This is a genomic window from Streptomyces sp. NRRL B-3229 (genome assembly GCF_000719505.1).
Lineage (GTDB): Bacteria > Actinomycetota > Actinomycetes > Streptomycetales > Streptomycetaceae > Streptomyces > Streptomyces griseorubiginosus.
On sequence record NZ_JOGP01000001.1, the window covers coordinates 110424 to 125479 of the forward strand.

General features: G+C 71.2%; 11 protein-coding genes and 1 pseudogene. 3 read left to right on the top strand and 9 right to left on the bottom strand.

The annotated features are described in order from the left end of the window. Positions 1-95: 95 nt before the first annotated feature. Positions 96-1979: a gamma-glutamyltransferase family protein gene (locus IF54_RS0100520; protein WP_030313244.1), complete on the bottom strand. Its 1884-nt coding sequence runs from the start codon at positions 1977-1979 to the stop codon at positions 96-98. A gap of 274 nt (positions 1980-2253) precedes the next feature. Here IF54_RS0100520 and IF54_RS0100525 point away from each other — a divergent pair, with 274 nt between their 5' ends. Then, positions 2254-3249 (top strand): phospholipase D-like domain-containing protein, encoded by a 996-nt coding sequence (locus IF54_RS0100525; protein WP_030313245.1) that lies wholly within the window; start codon positions 2254-2256, stop codon positions 3247-3249. Between the two features lie 64 nt (positions 3250-3313). On the opposite strand, the gene IF54_RS0100535 is transcribed toward IF54_RS0100525, so the two are convergent. Genes IF54_RS0100535 through IF54_RS0100545 form a run of 3 tightly spaced genes read right to left on the bottom strand, consistent with a single transcriptional unit; the run spans position 3314 to position 6103 of the window. Continuing rightward, positions 3314-4132: a class I SAM-dependent methyltransferase gene (locus IF54_RS0100535; protein WP_030313246.1), complete on the bottom strand. Its 819-nt coding sequence runs from the start codon at positions 4130-4132 to the stop codon at positions 3314-3316. 37 nt (positions 4133-4169) lie between these two features. Continuing rightward, complete coding sequence (locus tag IF54_RS0100540) at positions 4170-4832, bottom strand: response regulator (RefSeq protein WP_030313247.1); 663 nt, start codon at positions 4830-4832, stop codon at positions 4170-4172. Beyond that, the gene (locus IF54_RS0100545) at positions 4829-6103 is read right to left on the bottom strand and encodes a sensor histidine kinase (RefSeq protein WP_234438885.1); all 1275 of its coding nucleotides are present in this window, start codon (positions 6101-6103) and stop codon (positions 4829-4831) included. Before IF54_RS0100545 ends, IF54_RS0100540 begins: the two co-directional genes overlap by 4 nt. Before the next feature lie 168 nt (positions 6104-6271). Here IF54_RS0100545 and IF54_RS39300 point away from each other — a divergent pair. Together IF54_RS39300 and IF54_RS0100555 are read left to right on the top strand one after the other, a co-directional pair. Beyond that, positions 6272-7272, top strand: a pseudogene (locus IF54_RS39300) (carboxymuconolactone decarboxylase family protein). A 197-nt stretch (positions 7273-7469) separates the two neighbouring features. Continuing rightward, positions 7470-8141, top strand: coding sequence for a hypothetical protein (locus IF54_RS0100555; protein WP_030313251.1), 672 nt, complete (start codon positions 7470-7472; stop codon positions 8139-8141). 36 nt (positions 8142-8177) lie between these two features. On the opposite strand, the gene IF54_RS0100560 is transcribed toward IF54_RS0100555, so the two are convergent. The 5 genes from IF54_RS0100560 to IF54_RS0100580 all read right to left on the bottom strand — a co-directional run bounded on the left by IF54_RS0100560 (position 8178) and on the right by IF54_RS0100580 (position 15051). Beyond that, complete coding sequence (locus IF54_RS0100560; RefSeq protein WP_030313253.1) at positions 8178-9728, bottom strand: NCS1 family nucleobase:cation symporter-1; 1551 nt, start codon at positions 9726-9728, stop codon at positions 8178-8180. A 164-nt stretch (positions 9729-9892) separates the two neighbouring features. Then, the gene (locus IF54_RS0100565) at positions 9893-10912 is read right to left on the bottom strand and encodes a TIGR03842 family LLM class F420-dependent oxidoreductase (protein ID WP_030313254.1); all 1020 of its coding nucleotides are present in this window, start codon (positions 10910-10912) and stop codon (positions 9893-9895) included. A gap of 11 nt (positions 10913-10923) precedes the next feature. Beyond that, positions 10924-12318, bottom strand: a complete 1395-nt coding sequence (hydA, locus tag IF54_RS0100570; protein ID WP_030313256.1) for a dihydropyrimidinase — start codon at positions 12316-12318, stop codon at positions 10924-10926. A 130-nt stretch (positions 12319-12448) separates the two neighbouring features. Further along, the gene (locus IF54_RS0100575; protein ID WP_030313257.1) at positions 12449-13291 is read right to left on the bottom strand and encodes a nitrilase-related carbon-nitrogen hydrolase; all 843 of its coding nucleotides are present in this window, start codon (positions 13289-13291) and stop codon (positions 12449-12451) included. 155 nt (positions 13292-13446) lie between these two features. Further along, complete coding sequence (locus IF54_RS0100580; protein ID WP_030313258.1) at positions 13447-15051, bottom strand: PucR family transcriptional regulator; 1605 nt, start codon at positions 15049-15051, stop codon at positions 13447-13449. Positions 15052-15056: the final 5 nt, after the last annotated feature.

A 15056-nucleotide genomic window follows, 5' to 3' on the forward strand; every position in this document is an offset into this window, starting at 1 on the left:
TCCACGTCACCGCACGCACCCTTGGGGACCCGGCGTCACCGCACGCACCCTTGGGGGCCCGCCGCTGTCACCGCACGCCCCGACGGCCTGCCCCCTCACCGCCCCACCGCGTACCCCTGCATCCCGCGCGGGTTCGCCCCGGCCGACAGCACCCCCGTCTCCGGGTCCCGCGCCACCGCGCACAACCTGCCCTCCGACCACGGGTCCCCCACCGTCACGTCGTGCCCCCGTCGCCGTAGCTCCGCCACCACCTCGGGAGGCGTCCGGGCCTCCACCGTGACGCTCCCGGGCCGCATGCCGCGCGGATAGAAGGAGCCGGGAAAGCTGTCGTTGTGCCAGTTCGGGGCATCGATCGCACCCTGGAGGTCGAGGCCGCCGCGGACCGGGGAGCGCAGGGCGAGGGCCAGGAAGAAGTGGAGCTGCCACTGGTCCTGCTGGTCCCCGCCGGGCGTGCCGAAGGCCAGGACGGGCACGCCGTCGCGCAGGGCGACGGAGGGGGTGAGGGTGGTGCGGGGGCGGCGGCCGGGGGTGAGGGAGTTCGGCAGGCCCTCCTCCAGCCAGGTCATCTGGAGCCGGGTGCCCAGCGGGAAGCCCAGTTCGGGCACGACCGGATTGGACTGGAGCCAGCCTCCGCTGGGCGTGGCTGCGACCATGTTGCCCCAGCGGTCGACGACGTCGAGGTGGCAGGTGTCGCCCCGGGTCGTGCCGTCGGAGAGGACCCCGGGCTCGCCCGGCACGGGGTGGACCGCGGGCTCGCCCGGCACGGGGTGGACCGTGGGCTCGCCCGGCACGGGGGACGTGGGGTTCTTGGCGACCGTGGGCTCGCCGACGCCCATCGGGCTGAAGCCGGGCTCGTCGGTGACGATCACGCGCGCGTGCGCGCTGAGCCGCGGCTCGCGCCCCCCGGGACTGCCGGGCCGGAGCTCGTGCGAGGCCTTGTCGCCCACGAGGGCGCGCCGGCCGGCGTTGTACTCCGCCGAGAGCAGTTCCTTCAGCGGCACCTCGGCCGCGTCCCCGTACCAGGCCTCCCGGTCGGCCATGGCCAGCTTGCAGCCCTCGACCAGCAGATGGACGTACTCGGCGGACCCGTACCGGGGCAGCTCGGGCGGCAGCAGGGCGAGCTGCTGGAGGAGGACCGGGCCCTGGCTCCAGGGGCCGGCCTTGCACAGGGTCCAGCCGTTCCAGTCGTACGTCACCGGCGCCTCGTAGCTCGCGGACCACCCGGCGAGATCGGCGGCCGAGAGCGTGCCGGTGTGGCGCGTGCCGCTGGTGTCGAGGGTGGGCCGCCGGGCCTGCCGGACGAGCGCCTCGGCGATGAATCCGGTACGCCACACCTCGCGGGCCGCGTCGATCTGTGCCACCCGGTCCCCCGCGTCCGCCACCTCGTCGATCAGCCGCCGCCAGGTGGCGGCCAGGGCGGGGTTGCGGAACAGCTCACCGGGTCGCGGGGCCTTGCCGCCCGGCAGATAGACCTCCGCCGACGAGGTCCATTCCGTCTCGAACAGCTCCCGCACGCTCTCCACCGTCGCGCCGACGTTCTCCACGGGCGCGTGCCCGTCCTCGGCGTATCCGATGGCGTACCGGAGGACGTCGGCGAGGGACTTGGTGCCGTGGTCGCGCAGGAGCAGCATCCAGGCGTCGAAGGCGCCGGGTACGGCGGCGGCGAGAGGACCGGTGCCGGGCACGAGGTCCAGGCCGAGCCCCCGGTAGTGGGCCACGGTCGCCCCGGCCGGTGCGACGCCCTGTCCGCACAGCACCCGCACCTCGCCGCCGGCCGGCGCGAGCAGGATCGGCACCTCACCGGCGGGGCCGTTCAGGTGCGGCTCGACGACGTGCAGCACGAACGCGCCGGCCACCGCGGCGTCGTAGGCGTTACCGCCGTCCTCCAGCACCGCCATCGCCGACTGCGAGGCCAGCCAGTGGGTGGAGGACACCATGCCGAAGGTGCCCTGGAGGGTCGGCCGGGTGGTGAACGACATCTCTCACCTCGCGCGTCGGGCCCGCCTCGGCCGGTCCGAAGCGGTCGCCTGTGGGGATCCTTTCATCCCCCACCGACCTGTCTACGAAGTCTTTGCGAGTGCACGAGAACTCCATGAACCACCCGCCACCTGCACGGAGTCCCTTTTGCCCGGCTGCTCGGACCGTCGGTAACCCCGAGTTCACCGGCCTGCCCTTCCTCCGGGTTCTACGCGCGTGGTGCGATGCGAACGCCTGCGACCCCCACGTGGGCCCCAACTCGACCAGGAGTCACGCATGTTGCCGAAGGTCCTCACCCGCGCTGGTGTCACGCTCGCCGCCTGCGCCGCGGTCCTCGCCGCCTCCGTCCCCGCCGACGCCGCGACCTACACCGCCTTCGCCTTCTCGCGCAGCGGCACCACGCAACCCACGATCTACGACTTCATCGACTCCGCCACCACGTCCCTCGACATGACTATGTACGAGCTGGAGGACACCACGGCCGTCAATGACCTGATCGCTCTGAAGAACAAGGGCGTCACCGTCCGGGTCGTGCTGGACCGCGCGCACCAGAGCGCCAACGGCTCCGCCTACACGGCACTGACCAATGCGGGTGTGGGCGTGGTGTGGTCGCCGTCGGGCTTCGTCTACACGCACCAGAAGACGATCACCGTGGATGGCACCAAGTCCCTTGTCCTGACCGGCAATCTGACCTCCCAGTACTACGCGACCGGCCGTGACTACGGCGTGTTCACCGACGACAGCCGCGATGTCGCCGCGATCGAGAAGGTGTTCGCCGCGGACTACGCCGGCACCTCGGTCACCCCCACCGACGGCGACCATCTGCTCTGGTCGCCCACGGACTCCCGCGACCGGCTGCTGTCCGTGGTGAACGCGGCCACGAAGACGCTCGACGTCGAGGAACTGGAGTTCAGCGACAGCGCGGTGGTCGACGCCGTCGCGGCACGGGCGAAGGCGGGAGTGAAGGTGCGGGTGGTGCTGGAGACGCCGGGCGACTACGCGAGCGAGGTCTCCGAGATCAAGGCGGCCGGCGGCACGGTCGTCGGGTACTCCGATCCGAACGGCTTCTACATCCACGCCAAGGCCATGGTCGCCGACTATGGCCTCGCCGGCCAGGAGGTGGAGGCGGGCTCCATGAACCTGAGCAGCAACTCCCTGACCGCCAACCGTGAGTTGGGCATCGTCCTCACCGGCACCGGGGTGGCCCAGTCCGTGGCGACCACGATCGAGACCACCTTCGCGGGCGACTACTCGGGCGGTACGGCCGCGTAGTTGCCCACACGGCATCTGCTCACCGTGGCCGCGCTCATCGCGACCGTGCTCACCATGACCGTGGTCACCGTGGCCGTCTGCCCGCCGTGAGCAGATGCCCGCTCGTTCCCAGCAGTGCCGGCTCGGACTCGATGTGCCGGCAGGCCGCGAGGACCGTCTCCCGCCGCTCGGGGTCGTCCAGCCAGTCCTCGACCCCGCCCATCAGCCAGGCGACGCCCTCCACGCCGTACTGTCCCCCGACGGACAGCCCCGCCTCGGCGAACTCGGCGGTCACCTCGGCCGGTTGGGCGAAGTGCGCCACGGTGAAGAAGCCGCCCTCCTGGTAGGGATGCCTGCCGTCCGCGAGGACCGCGTCGGTGTGCGCCCGGACCGACGGGGTGAAGTAGCGCTCCTCGCGCAGCAGGTCGTGCAGCTGCGCGTACCGGTTGATGGTGGCGGCGACCACCAGTCCGCCGGGCCTGACAACACGCTCCGCCTCGGCCAACGCCGTCACCCGGTCGGCCCGTTCGGTCAGGTGGTACAGCGGGCCGAGCAGCAGCACCACGTCGTACGAGGCGTCGGCCTCGGTGAGTTCACGGGCGTCCCCGAGGCGCGCGGTCACTGCGGACAGCCGGGCGGCCTGCTCCACGTGGAGCGGTACGGGGTCGACGATCCGGACCTGGTGTCCGTCCTGCGCGAGCCACTCGGCGTGCACTCCGCTGCCGCCTCCGACGTCCAGCACGCGTGCGGGCGCGGGCGGCAGCAGTCGCCGCAGCACGTCCTGGGTGCGCCAGAACTCCAGCCGCCCGGCCGGGGCACCACCGTCTCGGAGACGGGCGTCCTCCTTGCCCCGGGCGTAATAGGCGAGGATCTCTTCACGCACCCGCGGTGCCGTCTCGGTCATCACCTCAGAGTGCTGATCAACGCCCCCGGTCCGCAACTCAGTTGAGGCGCGCCGTCACCAGCCCCGACTCGTAGGCGAAGACGACCAGTTGGGCGCGGTCCCGGGCCCCCAGCTTCGTCATCGCACGGCTGACGTGCGTCTTCGCCGTCAGGGGACTGATCACCATGTGCTCGGCGATCTCCTCGTTGCTCAGCCCCCGGGCGGCCAGGGCCGTGACCTCGCGCTCGCGGCGGGTGAGGCACTCCAGACCGGGGGCGGTGGACCGGTCGGGCGGGCGGGACACGAACTCGCCGATCAGGGTGCGGGTGACCGCGGGTGACAGCAGCGCCTCGCCGCGGGCGACCACCTCGATGGCCTGGAGCAGGTCGGCCGGTTCGGTGTCCTTCAGCAGAAAGCCGCTCGCACCGGCCCGCAGCGCCTCGAAGACGTACTCGTCATGGCCGTAGTTGGTGAGGATGACCACACGGACCGCGGCCAGCTCCGGGTCCTCGGCGATCTGTCGGGTGGCCTCGATGCCGGTCATCACCGGCATCTGCACGTCGATCAGCGCGATGTCGGGCACCTGCGCGCGCACCAGCTCCACGCCGCGTTTCCCGTCCGCGGCCTCCCCGACCACCTCGATGCCGTCCTCGGCGTCGAGCAGCGCCCGGAACCCGGCCCGCATCAGCGCCTGGTCGTCGACCAGAGCCACTCGGATCACGCCGACTCCCCCGGCTCCGCGGACACCCGCTGCCCCAGCTCTGCGGACACCTGCTGCCCCGCCCCGGACGGCAGGTGCGGCCCCGGCCCCGGCCCCGGCCCCGACGGCAGGTGCGCCCCCTCTCCGGAGGACAGGTGTGATCCAGCCCCCTGCGGCAGTCGCGGCCCCGGCTCCAACGGCAGGCGCGCGGACACCGAGAACCCTCCCTCGTCCCGTGGTCCGGTGCTCAGCGTGCCGCCCAGGGCCGTGACCCGCTCACGCATGCCGGTGAGGCCGTGGCCGGGCCGCGGCGGACGGTCCGGGTCCGCGGCCCCGTCGTCGTCCACCCGTACGGTCAAGTGGTCCGTCCCGTAGGCCAGTTCCACCCGCACCTTCGCCGGTCCCGCGTGCCGGGCCGCGTTCGTCAGGGACTCCTGCACGATCCGGTAGACGGCCCGGTCGAGCGGAGCCGGCAGGGCGCACTCCTCGCCCGTGACGCTCAGGTCGACGGCGAGTCCCGCCGCCCTCGCCCGCTCCACGAGCAGCCCGGGGGTGCCGGTGGGTTCGTCGGTGCGCAGGACCTCCAGCGTGGCCCGCAGCTCGCGCATGGCCTCGCCGCCCGCCTCCTGGATGGCGAGCAGGGCGGGCGGCACCTCCTCGCCCCGCTTGCGGGCCAGGTGGACGGCGACTCCCGCCTGGAGCTTGACGATGGAGATGCTGTGGGTGAGGGAGTCGTGCAACTCCCGTGCTATGCGCAGGCGTTCCTCTCCGGCCCGGCGCAGCGCGGCCTCCTCGCGGGTCCGCTCGGCCTCCAGGGCACGCTGTTCGGTCTGGCGCAGGTAGGCCTGCCAGTTGCTGCCGGCGAGGCCGGTCACGACCCCGCACAGGAACCAGCCCGCGAGCAGTGCGGTCTTCTCCACGGCCTCATGGACGGTCGGGCCCGTGGCAGCGTAGGCGGCGAGGAAGAGCCCGCTCGCCCCGGCCGCCCACCCCCGGCGCCCCTGCTGGGAGGCCAGGTGCACGGCGGCGAAGACGGGCAGCGCCCCGAGGGGCCCCGGGTGGGCGTGCAGGACGTAGGCCGCTCCGCTCAGCGTGGACACGGCCAGCACCGCCACCGGGACCGCGCGGTGGAACGCGAGCACGGCCGAACTCACCACGAGGAGGCCTTGGTCGAGGACGGTCGTGTCCGCGTCGAAGCCCGCCGCGACCAGGGCGAGGGCGCCGACCACGACCGCCAGGGCCAGGTCGGCGAGGCGCTGTGAGACGGTCGAGTCGACCGAGTGCCCGCTCATCTCCCACACGCTAGACCGCTCCGGCGACACCGGCGTCAGCCCTGTGGACAACTCCCGCGCTACTCCCCAGGGAGTAGTCCTCCGCCCGGTCCGCCCTCACGGACGCAGCGCCAACTCCCTTCGGCCGTACGACGACCGCCGCCAGGGCCGGGGCGCACCCTGCTGTCCATGCCCACACCCTTCCGGTACACCCGGCCCCAGCCACCGAAGGCCGCGACCGGCCCAGTCGCCGAGGTCTACGAGCAGCTGTCCCGCGACTTCGGCATCGCCGAACCCGTCACCTTCGTGGCCCTCTCCTCCGCGCCGGAGCTCCTCGCTCCCGCCTGGGCGCTGATGCGCGAGTCGCTGATCGCGGGTCCCGGCAGCCGCACCGGCAAGGAGCTGGCGGCGCTCGGGGTCTCGCTGGCCAACCGCTGCCCGTTCTGCGTGGACGCGCACACCATGCTGCTGCACGCCACCGGGGACCACGCCCTCGCCGAACGTGTCGTCCGAGGGGAACGGCCGGAGAACGAGGACCACGCGCGCGTGCTGGAGTGGGGCAGGCACACGCGTGTGCCGGGCGGCGCGGGCGCCGGACCGTACCCGTTCCCGCGCGAGCACGCCCCCGGCTATCTGGGCACCGCGTTCACCTTCCACTTCATCAACCGGATCGTGTCCGCCCTGCTCACCGAGAGCCTGCTGCCGGGCAACGCCCAGCGCTTCAGGGCGGTGCGCAGTCTCGCTGGCCGCACGCTCGCCCGGACCGTGCGCCGGCCCGGCCGGGGGCGTCACTGTCGCTCCTCGACCTGCCCGATCCGGGCGAGGCTCCCGCGTGGGCGGACGGCACCCCCGTGGGGCTCGCCTACGCGGCGCTGCTGCGGGCCGCCATGACGGGCGCCGGGCTCCTCGGCACCGACGACCAGGATCTCGTGGAAGAGGTTCTGCTGGACTGGGACGGCTCGCATCCCCCGCTGGGCCTCCGTACCTTCCCGGACCGGCGGGAGCGTCCCGGGGCACGGCTGGTGCTGCTGGCCGCGCTCGCGCCGTACCGGATCACGGACGAGGACGTGGCGGCCTGGCGGCGGCCGGAGCACACCGACCAGTGCCTGGTGCACCTCGCGGCCTACGGGGCGTTCCTGGCCGTGGACCGCATCGAATCGGCCCTCCCGCGCACCGTCGCCAGAGCCTGAGACGGTCGGCGAATCGGCCCTCGACCACCCCATCGCCGGGACATAAAGGGACACATGACGCATCGACGGCAGGGTGCGGTGACGGCCCCACCACGGAGCGAGTTCGCACTTCCACCCCACAGGGAGACGTGTGAAACTGGCGTACCGTCCGCAGTGCGGACCCGTCCGCACCGTCCGTCCCCCACGAAAAGTGCGCCGTGCGAACTCTTTCCCTGCCGCTCGCCCTCACCGCGCGCATCTCGCCCGTCGTCGTGCTCGCCGCGGCGGGTTGGGTGCTGACGTCAGGCCCGGCCGCGACTCCGGCCCCCCAGAAGGCGTCGGCACCGCAGTCCGCCGACCAGCCGTCCTCGGACGGCGGCGCGTCCGCGGCGGCCACGACGAAGCGGTACTCCGCCGCCCCCGCCCCCTGCGGCAGCATCGGCGCGGCGACGATCAAGTCGCTGGTCCCCGGCGCCAAGACGGCCGGCAAGGAGATCCCCTCCACGGACCCGGCCCTGCGCCGCACCTGCTCCTGGAACGCGCTCAAGGGGTACGACTACCGCTGGCTCGACGTCTCCTTCGAGATCACGGAGTCCGACGCGGCGGCCGCGAAGTCGTACAAGGAGAACATCACCGCGAAGAGCGGCGGCGGAACCGTGCCCGGGGTCGGCGACGCCGGGTACTCGGTGGTGAACCTGACCACCGAGGACAAGCAGCAGACCCGTGAGGGCGTGGTCATGATCCAGGCCTCCAACGCGCTGGTCACCGTGACGTACAACGGCAGCGACTTCGAGTCCAAGAAGGCGCCCGCCACGGACGAGATCAACAAGGGCGCCATCAAGGCCGCCAAGGAAGCGGTGGCGGCACTGCAAAGCGGTCAGAAGGCCTGAGCCGAACCGGCCCGGGCCCCCTGACCGCTTTCGCTGTCAGGCCGCGAGGCCCTCCTGCTCCTTGCCCTTGGGCAGCATGAGCGCCACGTACAGGAGCAGTGAGGTGGCCAGGCCCACCGCCCAGCCGTAGTCGGCCAGCGGCTTGAGGAACGGGATCAGACCGTCGACCGGGAACGGCCCGGTCTTCTTGCCGTCCGCGCCCACGGCCGAGTACGAGCCGCCGACCGCGAGCAGACCGCCGACGACGAAGGCGACGATCGCCCGCCAGTTCCAGCCGTTGGCGTACCAGTAGCGCCCGCCGGGCGTGTAGAGGTCCGCGAGGTGCAGGACCGTGCGCCGGACGATCCAGTAGTCGGCGATGAGGATGCCCGCGACCGTGCCGAGCAGACCGCCGACCACGCCGAGCCAGGTGAAGATGTAGAACTCGGGCGTCGAGATCAGCTTCCACGGGAAGATCAGGATGCCGACGACACCCGTGATCAGCGCGCCCGTACGGAAGTTGATGAACTTCGGGGCCAGGTTGGACAGGTCGTACGCCGGTGAGACCACGTTCGCCGCGATGTTCACGGAGATCGTGGCGACCAGCACCACGATCAGCGCGAACAGCAGCCCGAAGGCGTTGTCCGTCTTGGCCGCGAGCGCGACGGGGTCCCAGATGGCCTCGCCGTAGACCGCCTCGGAGCCGGAGGTGACGAGCACGGCGAGGACCGCGAACAGGGTCATGGTGGTCGGCAGCCCCAGGGCCTGCCCCCAGGTCTGCGCCTTCTGACTGGCACCGAAGCGCGTGAAGTCGGGAATGTTGAGGGACAGGGTGGCCCAGAAGCCGATCATTCCCATGAGCGACGGGAAGAAGACCGGCCAGAAGTCGGGGCCCCAGCCGAGCTTGGAGGGCTGGTCGAGCAGCGCGCCGAAGCCGTCGGCCTTGACCGCGATCCAGATCAGCAGCACGAGTGCGCCCGCGATCACGAAGGGGGCGGCCCAGTTCTCGAAGTGCCGCAGGAAGTCCATGCCGCGGTAGATGATCGCGATCTGGAGCGCCCAGAACAGGATGAAGCAGAGCCACAGGGGCCACGGGTTGCCCGCGATCTTGCCCGCGTCCTCCCAGTGGCCGCCGGTCAGCTTGGAGCCCAGCGCGAAGATGCCGCTGCCGCCGATCCAGGTCTGGATGCCGAACCAGCCGCAGGCCACCGCGGCCCGGATCAGCGCCGGGATGTTGGCGCCGCGCAACCCGAAGGAGGCGCGGGCGAGCACCGGGAAGGGGATGCCGTACTTCGGTCCGGCATGCCCGGTGGCCAGCATCGGGAACAGCACGATGATGTTGGCCAGGGCGATGGTGAACACGGCCTGCTTCCAGTCCATGCCGAGCGCGACCAGGCCGGAGGCCAGGGTCCAGCTGGGGATGCAGTGCGCCATGGAGATCCACAGGGCCGCGAAGTTGTACGTCGTCCACTTGCGTTCGGCGACCGGTACGGGACGCAGGTCCTCGTTGGCGAAGGGGCTGTCGGCGGGGAAGGCCTCGGGGGCGAGCTCGACGCGAGCACCGGGGTTGTGCGGTATCGACGACCCCGTGGGGACTGTTTCGGTCATGGGCAGGCCAATCGGATCAGGACGGGACGGGATGGGCCGTGCGGGGGCCTCGGGCGGGACCGGGACGGGCGGGGAGGCCTTTCCCGGCCCCGCCACCCCTCCCCTGGACGGAGGGGAGGGGGGACAAGGAGTGGGGGGTCGGTCGAGCGGTTACGGCGTGCTGGTCAGGCGTTGACAGCGGGGATGATCGTGGAGCCGTAGGCGTCGATGGTCGCTTCCTGGGCGTCGTGCATGTCGTAGACGGCGAACTGGTCGACGCCCAGCTCGCGCAGCGCGTGCAGCTTCTCGATGTGCTTCTCGGGCGGTCCGATGACACAGAACCGGTCGACGATCTCGTCGGGCACGAAGGCGGTGTCGGGGTTGTCGGCACGGCCGTGGTGGGAGTAGTCGTAGCCCTCGCGGGCCTTGATGTAGTCGGTGAGCTCCTGCGGGACCAGGCCACCGCCGGTGCCGTACTTGGACACCAGGTCGGCCACGTGGTTGCCGACCATCCCGCCGAACCACCGGCACTGCTCGCGTGCGTGCGCGAGTGCCTCCGGCGAGTCGTCCTCGGTGACATAGGCCGGGGCGGCCACGCAGATCTTCACGTCCGCCGGGTTCCGGCCGGCGGCCGCGGCCGCGTCCTTGACCGCCTTGACCATGTACTCGGTGAGGTACAGGTCGGCGAGCTGGAGGATGAACCCGTCGGCCTCCTCACCGGTCATCTTCAGCGCCTTGGGCCCGTACGCCGCCATCCAGACGGGGAGTTCGGCGCCTTCCTTGATCCACGGGAACTTGACGACGGTGCCGCCGAGGTCGGCCTCCTGGCCGGAGCCGAGCGCCCTGATGACCTTCATGGCCTCGCTGATGCGGGCGAGGGTGTTGGGCGTACGGCCCGCGACGCGCATCGCGGAGTCGCCGCGGCCGATGCCGCAGACCGTGCGGTTGCCGAACATGTCGTTGAGGGTGGCGAAGGTGGAGGCGGTGACCTCCCAGGTGCGGGTGCCCGGGTTGGTGACCATCGGGCCGACGGTCAACTTCGAGGTGTTGGCGAGGATCTGACTGTAGATCACGAACGGTTCCTGCCAGAGCACGGCGGAGTCGAAGGTCCAGCCGTAGGTGAAGCCGTTGCGTTCGGCCCGCTTCATCAGGCTGATGACCTTCGAGGCGGGCGGGTCCGTCTGGAGAACGAGTCCGAAGTCCATGGGCGCCACTCCTAGTTGAGGTACTGACAGGTGGAGCGGGGGGTGTAGGCGCCGTGCCCGGCGTGCCCGGTGTACTCCCGCTCGGTGATGACGAGTTCGCCGCGCGAGAGAACCGTCTCGACCCGGCCGGTCAGGCGCTTTCCTTCGTACGCCGAGTAGTCGACGTTCATGTGGTGGGTCTCGGCTGAGACGATCTGCTCGGCGTTCGGGTCGTAGATCACGACGTCCGCGTCGGCGCCCGGGGCGATGGTGCCCTTCTTCGGGTACATGCCGAACATCCGGGCCGGGGTGGCGCAGGCGATCTCGATCCAGCGGCGGCGGGTGATGTGTCCGTCGACGACGGCCTGGTGGAGCAGGTCCATGCGGTTCTCGACGCCGGGCAGGCCGTTGGGGATCTTCGAGAAGTCGCCGCGGCCGAGCTCCTTCTGGCCCACGAAGCAGAAGGGGCAGTGGTCGGTGGAGACGACCTGGAGGTCGTTGGTCCGCAGGCCCTGCCACAGCTTGGCCTGGTGCTCCTTCGGCCGCAGGGGCGTCGAGCACACGTACTTCGAGCCCTCGAAGTCCGGCTCGGCGAGGTTGTCCGTGGACAGGAACAGGTACTGCGGGCAGGTCTCGCCGAAGACGTTGAGCCCTTCGTCCCGCGCGCGTGCCAGTTCGGCCACTGCCTCCATGGCCGAGACGTGCACGACGTACAGGGGGGCGCCGGCGACCTGCGCGAGCTTGATGGCGCGGTGGGTGGCCTCGGCCTCCAACAGCGCCTTGCGGACCTCGCCGTGATAGCGGGGGTCGGTCTCGCCGCGAGCCAGCGCCTGCTCGACCAGGACGTCGATCGCGATGCCGTTCTCGGCGTGCATCATGATCAGTCCGCCGTTCTCGGCGGAGCGCTGCATGGCGCGCAGGATCTGGCCGTCGTCGGAGTAGAAGACACCGGGGTAGGCCATGAACTGCTTGAAGGAGGTGACGCCCTCCTCCACCAGCAGGTCCATCTCCTTGAGCGTCTCCCGGTTCACATCGGAGACGATCATGTGGAAGCCGTAGTCGATGGCGCAGTTGCCCTCCGCCTTGGCGTGCCAGGCGTCGAGGCCCTCGCGCAGGGTGTGGCCGACGCTCTGCACGGCGAAGTCGACGATGGTGGTGGTGCCGCCCCAGGCGGCGGCCCGGGTGCCGGTCTCGAAGGTGTCGGAGGCGAAGGTGCCGCCGAAGGGCAGCTCCATGTGCGTGTGGGCGTCGACGCCACCGGGGATGACGTACTTTCCGGTGGCGTCGATCGTGCGGTCGGCGGTCCAGCTCTGGGTACCGGGCACGGCGAGGGCGGCGATGCGGCCGTCCTCGATCAGCACGTCTGCGTGGATCTCGTCGGACGCGGTGATGACGAGTCCACCGCTGATGACGGTACGGCCGGCCATGGGTTCACGCTCCGTTCGGTTGTCGAAGAAAGTGACGGTCATCTGTGGCTGGTCGCGCCCACGCGGTGGAGCCGCATATGGACGCTGCCCCGCGCCCCTGAAAACAGGGCGCGGGTGCCGACGTCGGCTGTTACGGCGCCGTCAGCGGCTCGTACGCGTCCGGACGGCGGTCGCGGTAGAACTGCCAGCGGTCGCGTACCTCGCGGAGCTTGGCCATGTCCAGGTCGCGGACGACCAGTTCGGTCTCCTTGTCGCTCGCCACCTCGCCCACGAACTGGGCCTCCGGGTCGACGAAGTAGGTCGTCCCGTAGAAGTCGTTGTCGCCCAGTTCCTCCACGCCCACCCGGTTGATCGCCCCCACGAAGTACTCGTTGGCGACCGCCGCGGCCGGCTGCTCCAGCTGCCACAGGTAGGCGGACAGTCCGCGCGAGGTGGCCGACGGGTTGAAGACGATCTCGGCGCCCGCGAGCCCCAACGCCCGCCAGCCCTCCGGGAAGTGGCGGTCGTAGCAGATGTACACGCCGATCCTCCCGACCTTGGTGTCGAAGATCGGCCATCCCAGGTTGCCGGGGCGGAAGTAGAACTTCTCCCAGAATCCCGGCACTTGGGGGATGTGGTGCTTGCGGTACTTGCCGAGGTACGAGCCGTCCGCGTCGATCACGGCGGCGGTGTTGTAGAGGACGCCGGGCTGCTCCTCCTCGTACATCGGCAGGATCAGGACGATGCCCAGCTCCTTGGCCAGCGCCTGGAACCGCTTGACGATCGGCCCGTCGGGGATCTGCTCGGCGTACTCGTAGAACGCCTTGTCCTGGACCTGGCAGAAGTACGGCCCGTAGAACAGCTCCTGGAAGCACAGGACCTGAGCACCCTGCGCGGCCGCGTCCCGGGCCGCCTGCTCGTGTACCTGGATCATCGACTCCTTGTCGCCCGTCCACGCGGTCTGGAAGAGGGCGGCACGAATCACTCTGCTCATCGGGACCTCCGGTCGCTCGGTGTGCGAGAAGCGTAGGAAGTCCGAAAACCGGCTTTGAGTTGCACGGTGTCACGTCTGCGGGCACCCGGCGTGCCACCGTGTCACCCTTTCGCGAGCCCATGTTTCACCGCCGTTTTCCCAGGTCATGGCATGTTTCAGCTCTGTTGCGCGTCGTGCGCGAGGAGCGCGATGTGCACTGAGGCCGCCTGCTCGAAATCGTCGAGGTCGACGCCGAGCCGGCCCTGTATCGCCTCCAGCCGGCGATAGAGCGCGGGCCGCGAGACATGGTGGAGCTGGGCCGTGCGGGACTTGTTGCGGCCGGTGGCGAGATAGGTGCGCAGCACGGCGAGCAGATCGTCCGCGGCACCCGAGCCCGAGTCGCACAGCAGCCCGTCCAGCTCGCGCTCCGCGAAGGACTGCACATGCGGATCGTCCCGCAACAGCCTGATCAGGCCGCGCAGATGGACGTCCTTGAGGCGTACGACGGCCGGGAGGTCGAGCACCCCGGACGCGACGGCGTCGGCGACATGCCGGGCCTCGCGCATCCCGGCGGGCACGTCGTCCCAGGCCGTACGGGGGTCGGCCGCCGCCACCACGGTCCCGGCCAGCCGGGCCGCGAAGTTCGCCGTGAGGATGGTGGCGTCCTGGTCCCGGGCCAGGCTCAGCAGCACGGCGGTGGCCCCGTCGGCGAGTTCGGCGACGATCCCGGGCAGCCCCAACAGCCGTAGGACACGGTCGAGTTCGGCGGGATCGCCGTCTCGTACGACGAGCGGCACGAAGGTCCGCCGGTTGACCGGAAGGCCGGCCGCCCGCGCGCGGGGCAGCAGCTGCCGCGCCGGTACGACCCCGCTGACCAGGTCGGTGAGCAGGCTCTGCGCGGACTGCTCCTCCCAGGTGTGGGCGGAGGTGCCGCCGAGCATGCGGTGCAGGACGAGGGACTCGGCGGCGCGGTCGGCGAGGAGGCGGCCGGTGGCGGTGTCGCCGCGGTAGCCGCACAGCATGATCTGGCCCCAGCGCTCCCCGCGCCCGCCGAGTTCGGCGCGGATCCAGCGGTCGCCCTCGCTGCCTCCCCCAGTGCCTGAACGGCCTGGGAGGTGCCCCCATGCCTGGCGGGCGATGCGCTCCCAGTCGCGCAGCACGTCGTCCACCGCGGACCGCTCCCCCGCGGTGGCGAGGACGCGGTGCGCGAGGTTGGTGACGACGACGGGGCAGCCGCTGTGGTGGGCGATCTCGTCCAGCAGGTGCTGGAGCGGGGCGCCCGCGGTGATGAGTCCGGTGAGGGCGGTCCGCACGGCCTCGGACATGCTGATGGCGGCGAACTTCCGCCGCACCAGCCGGGCTTGGACCTCCTCCGTCAACTCGGCGAAGGGGAACGGCCGGTGCAGGACGACCATCGGCAGTCCGCACCGCTCGGCGGCCCGGCGCATCGCGTCCGGCGGCGCCGGGAAGGCGCGGCCGAGTCCGAGGACCACGGCCGCGGCCTCCGCGCGGTGCAGCGACTGGATGTACTCGGCCTGCTTGTCGTCGTCCCCGGCCAGCAGCACCCCGGTGGTGAGGACCATCTCGCCGCCGCTGAGCATCACCCCGACGTCGGCGGCCTCGGCGACATGGACCCAGCGCACGGCCCGGTCGAGCTGACCGGCACCCGCCACCACCTCGGGCTCCCCGGCGAGGACCCGCTCCAGCATGAGGACCTGCCGGACCGACAGGGTCGGCTCCATGGACTCCAGAGGCTCCAAGGGCTCCAAGGTGGTGCTCATGACGG

Coding starts and splice junctions, on each gene's coding strand:
- IF54_RS0100520 (WP_030313244.1), bottom strand. CDS start 1,979: ATGTCGTTCACCACCCGGCCGACCCTCCAGGGCACCTTCGGCATGGTG.
- IF54_RS0100525 (WP_030313245.1), top strand. CDS start 2,254: ATGTTGCCGAAGGTCCTCACCCGCGCTGGTGTCACGCTCGCCGCCTGC.
- IF54_RS0100535 (WP_030313246.1), bottom strand. CDS start 4,132: ATGACCGAGACGGCACCGCGGGTGCGTGAAGAGATCCTCGCCTATTAC.
- IF54_RS0100545 (WP_234438885.1), bottom strand. CDS start 6,103: ATGAGCGGGCACTCGGTCGACTCGACCGTCTCACAGCGCCTCGCCGAC.
- IF54_RS0100560 (WP_030313253.1), bottom strand. CDS start 9,728: ATGACCGAAACAGTCCCCACGGGGTCGTCGATACCGCACAACCCCGGT.
- IF54_RS0100565 (WP_030313254.1), bottom strand. CDS start 10,912: ATGGACTTCGGACTCGTTCTCCAGACGGACCCGCCCGCCTCGAAGGTC.
- hydA (WP_030313256.1), bottom strand. CDS start 12,318: ATGGCCGGCCGTACCGTCATCAGCGGTGGACTCGTCATCACCGCGTCC.
- IF54_RS0100575 (WP_030313257.1), bottom strand. CDS start 13,291: ATGAGCAGAGTGATTCGTGCCGCCCTCTTCCAGACCGCGTGGACGGGC.
- IF54_RS0100580 (WP_030313258.1), bottom strand. CDS start 15,051: ATGAGCACCACCTTGGAGCCCTTGGAGCCTCTGGAGTCCATGGAGCCG.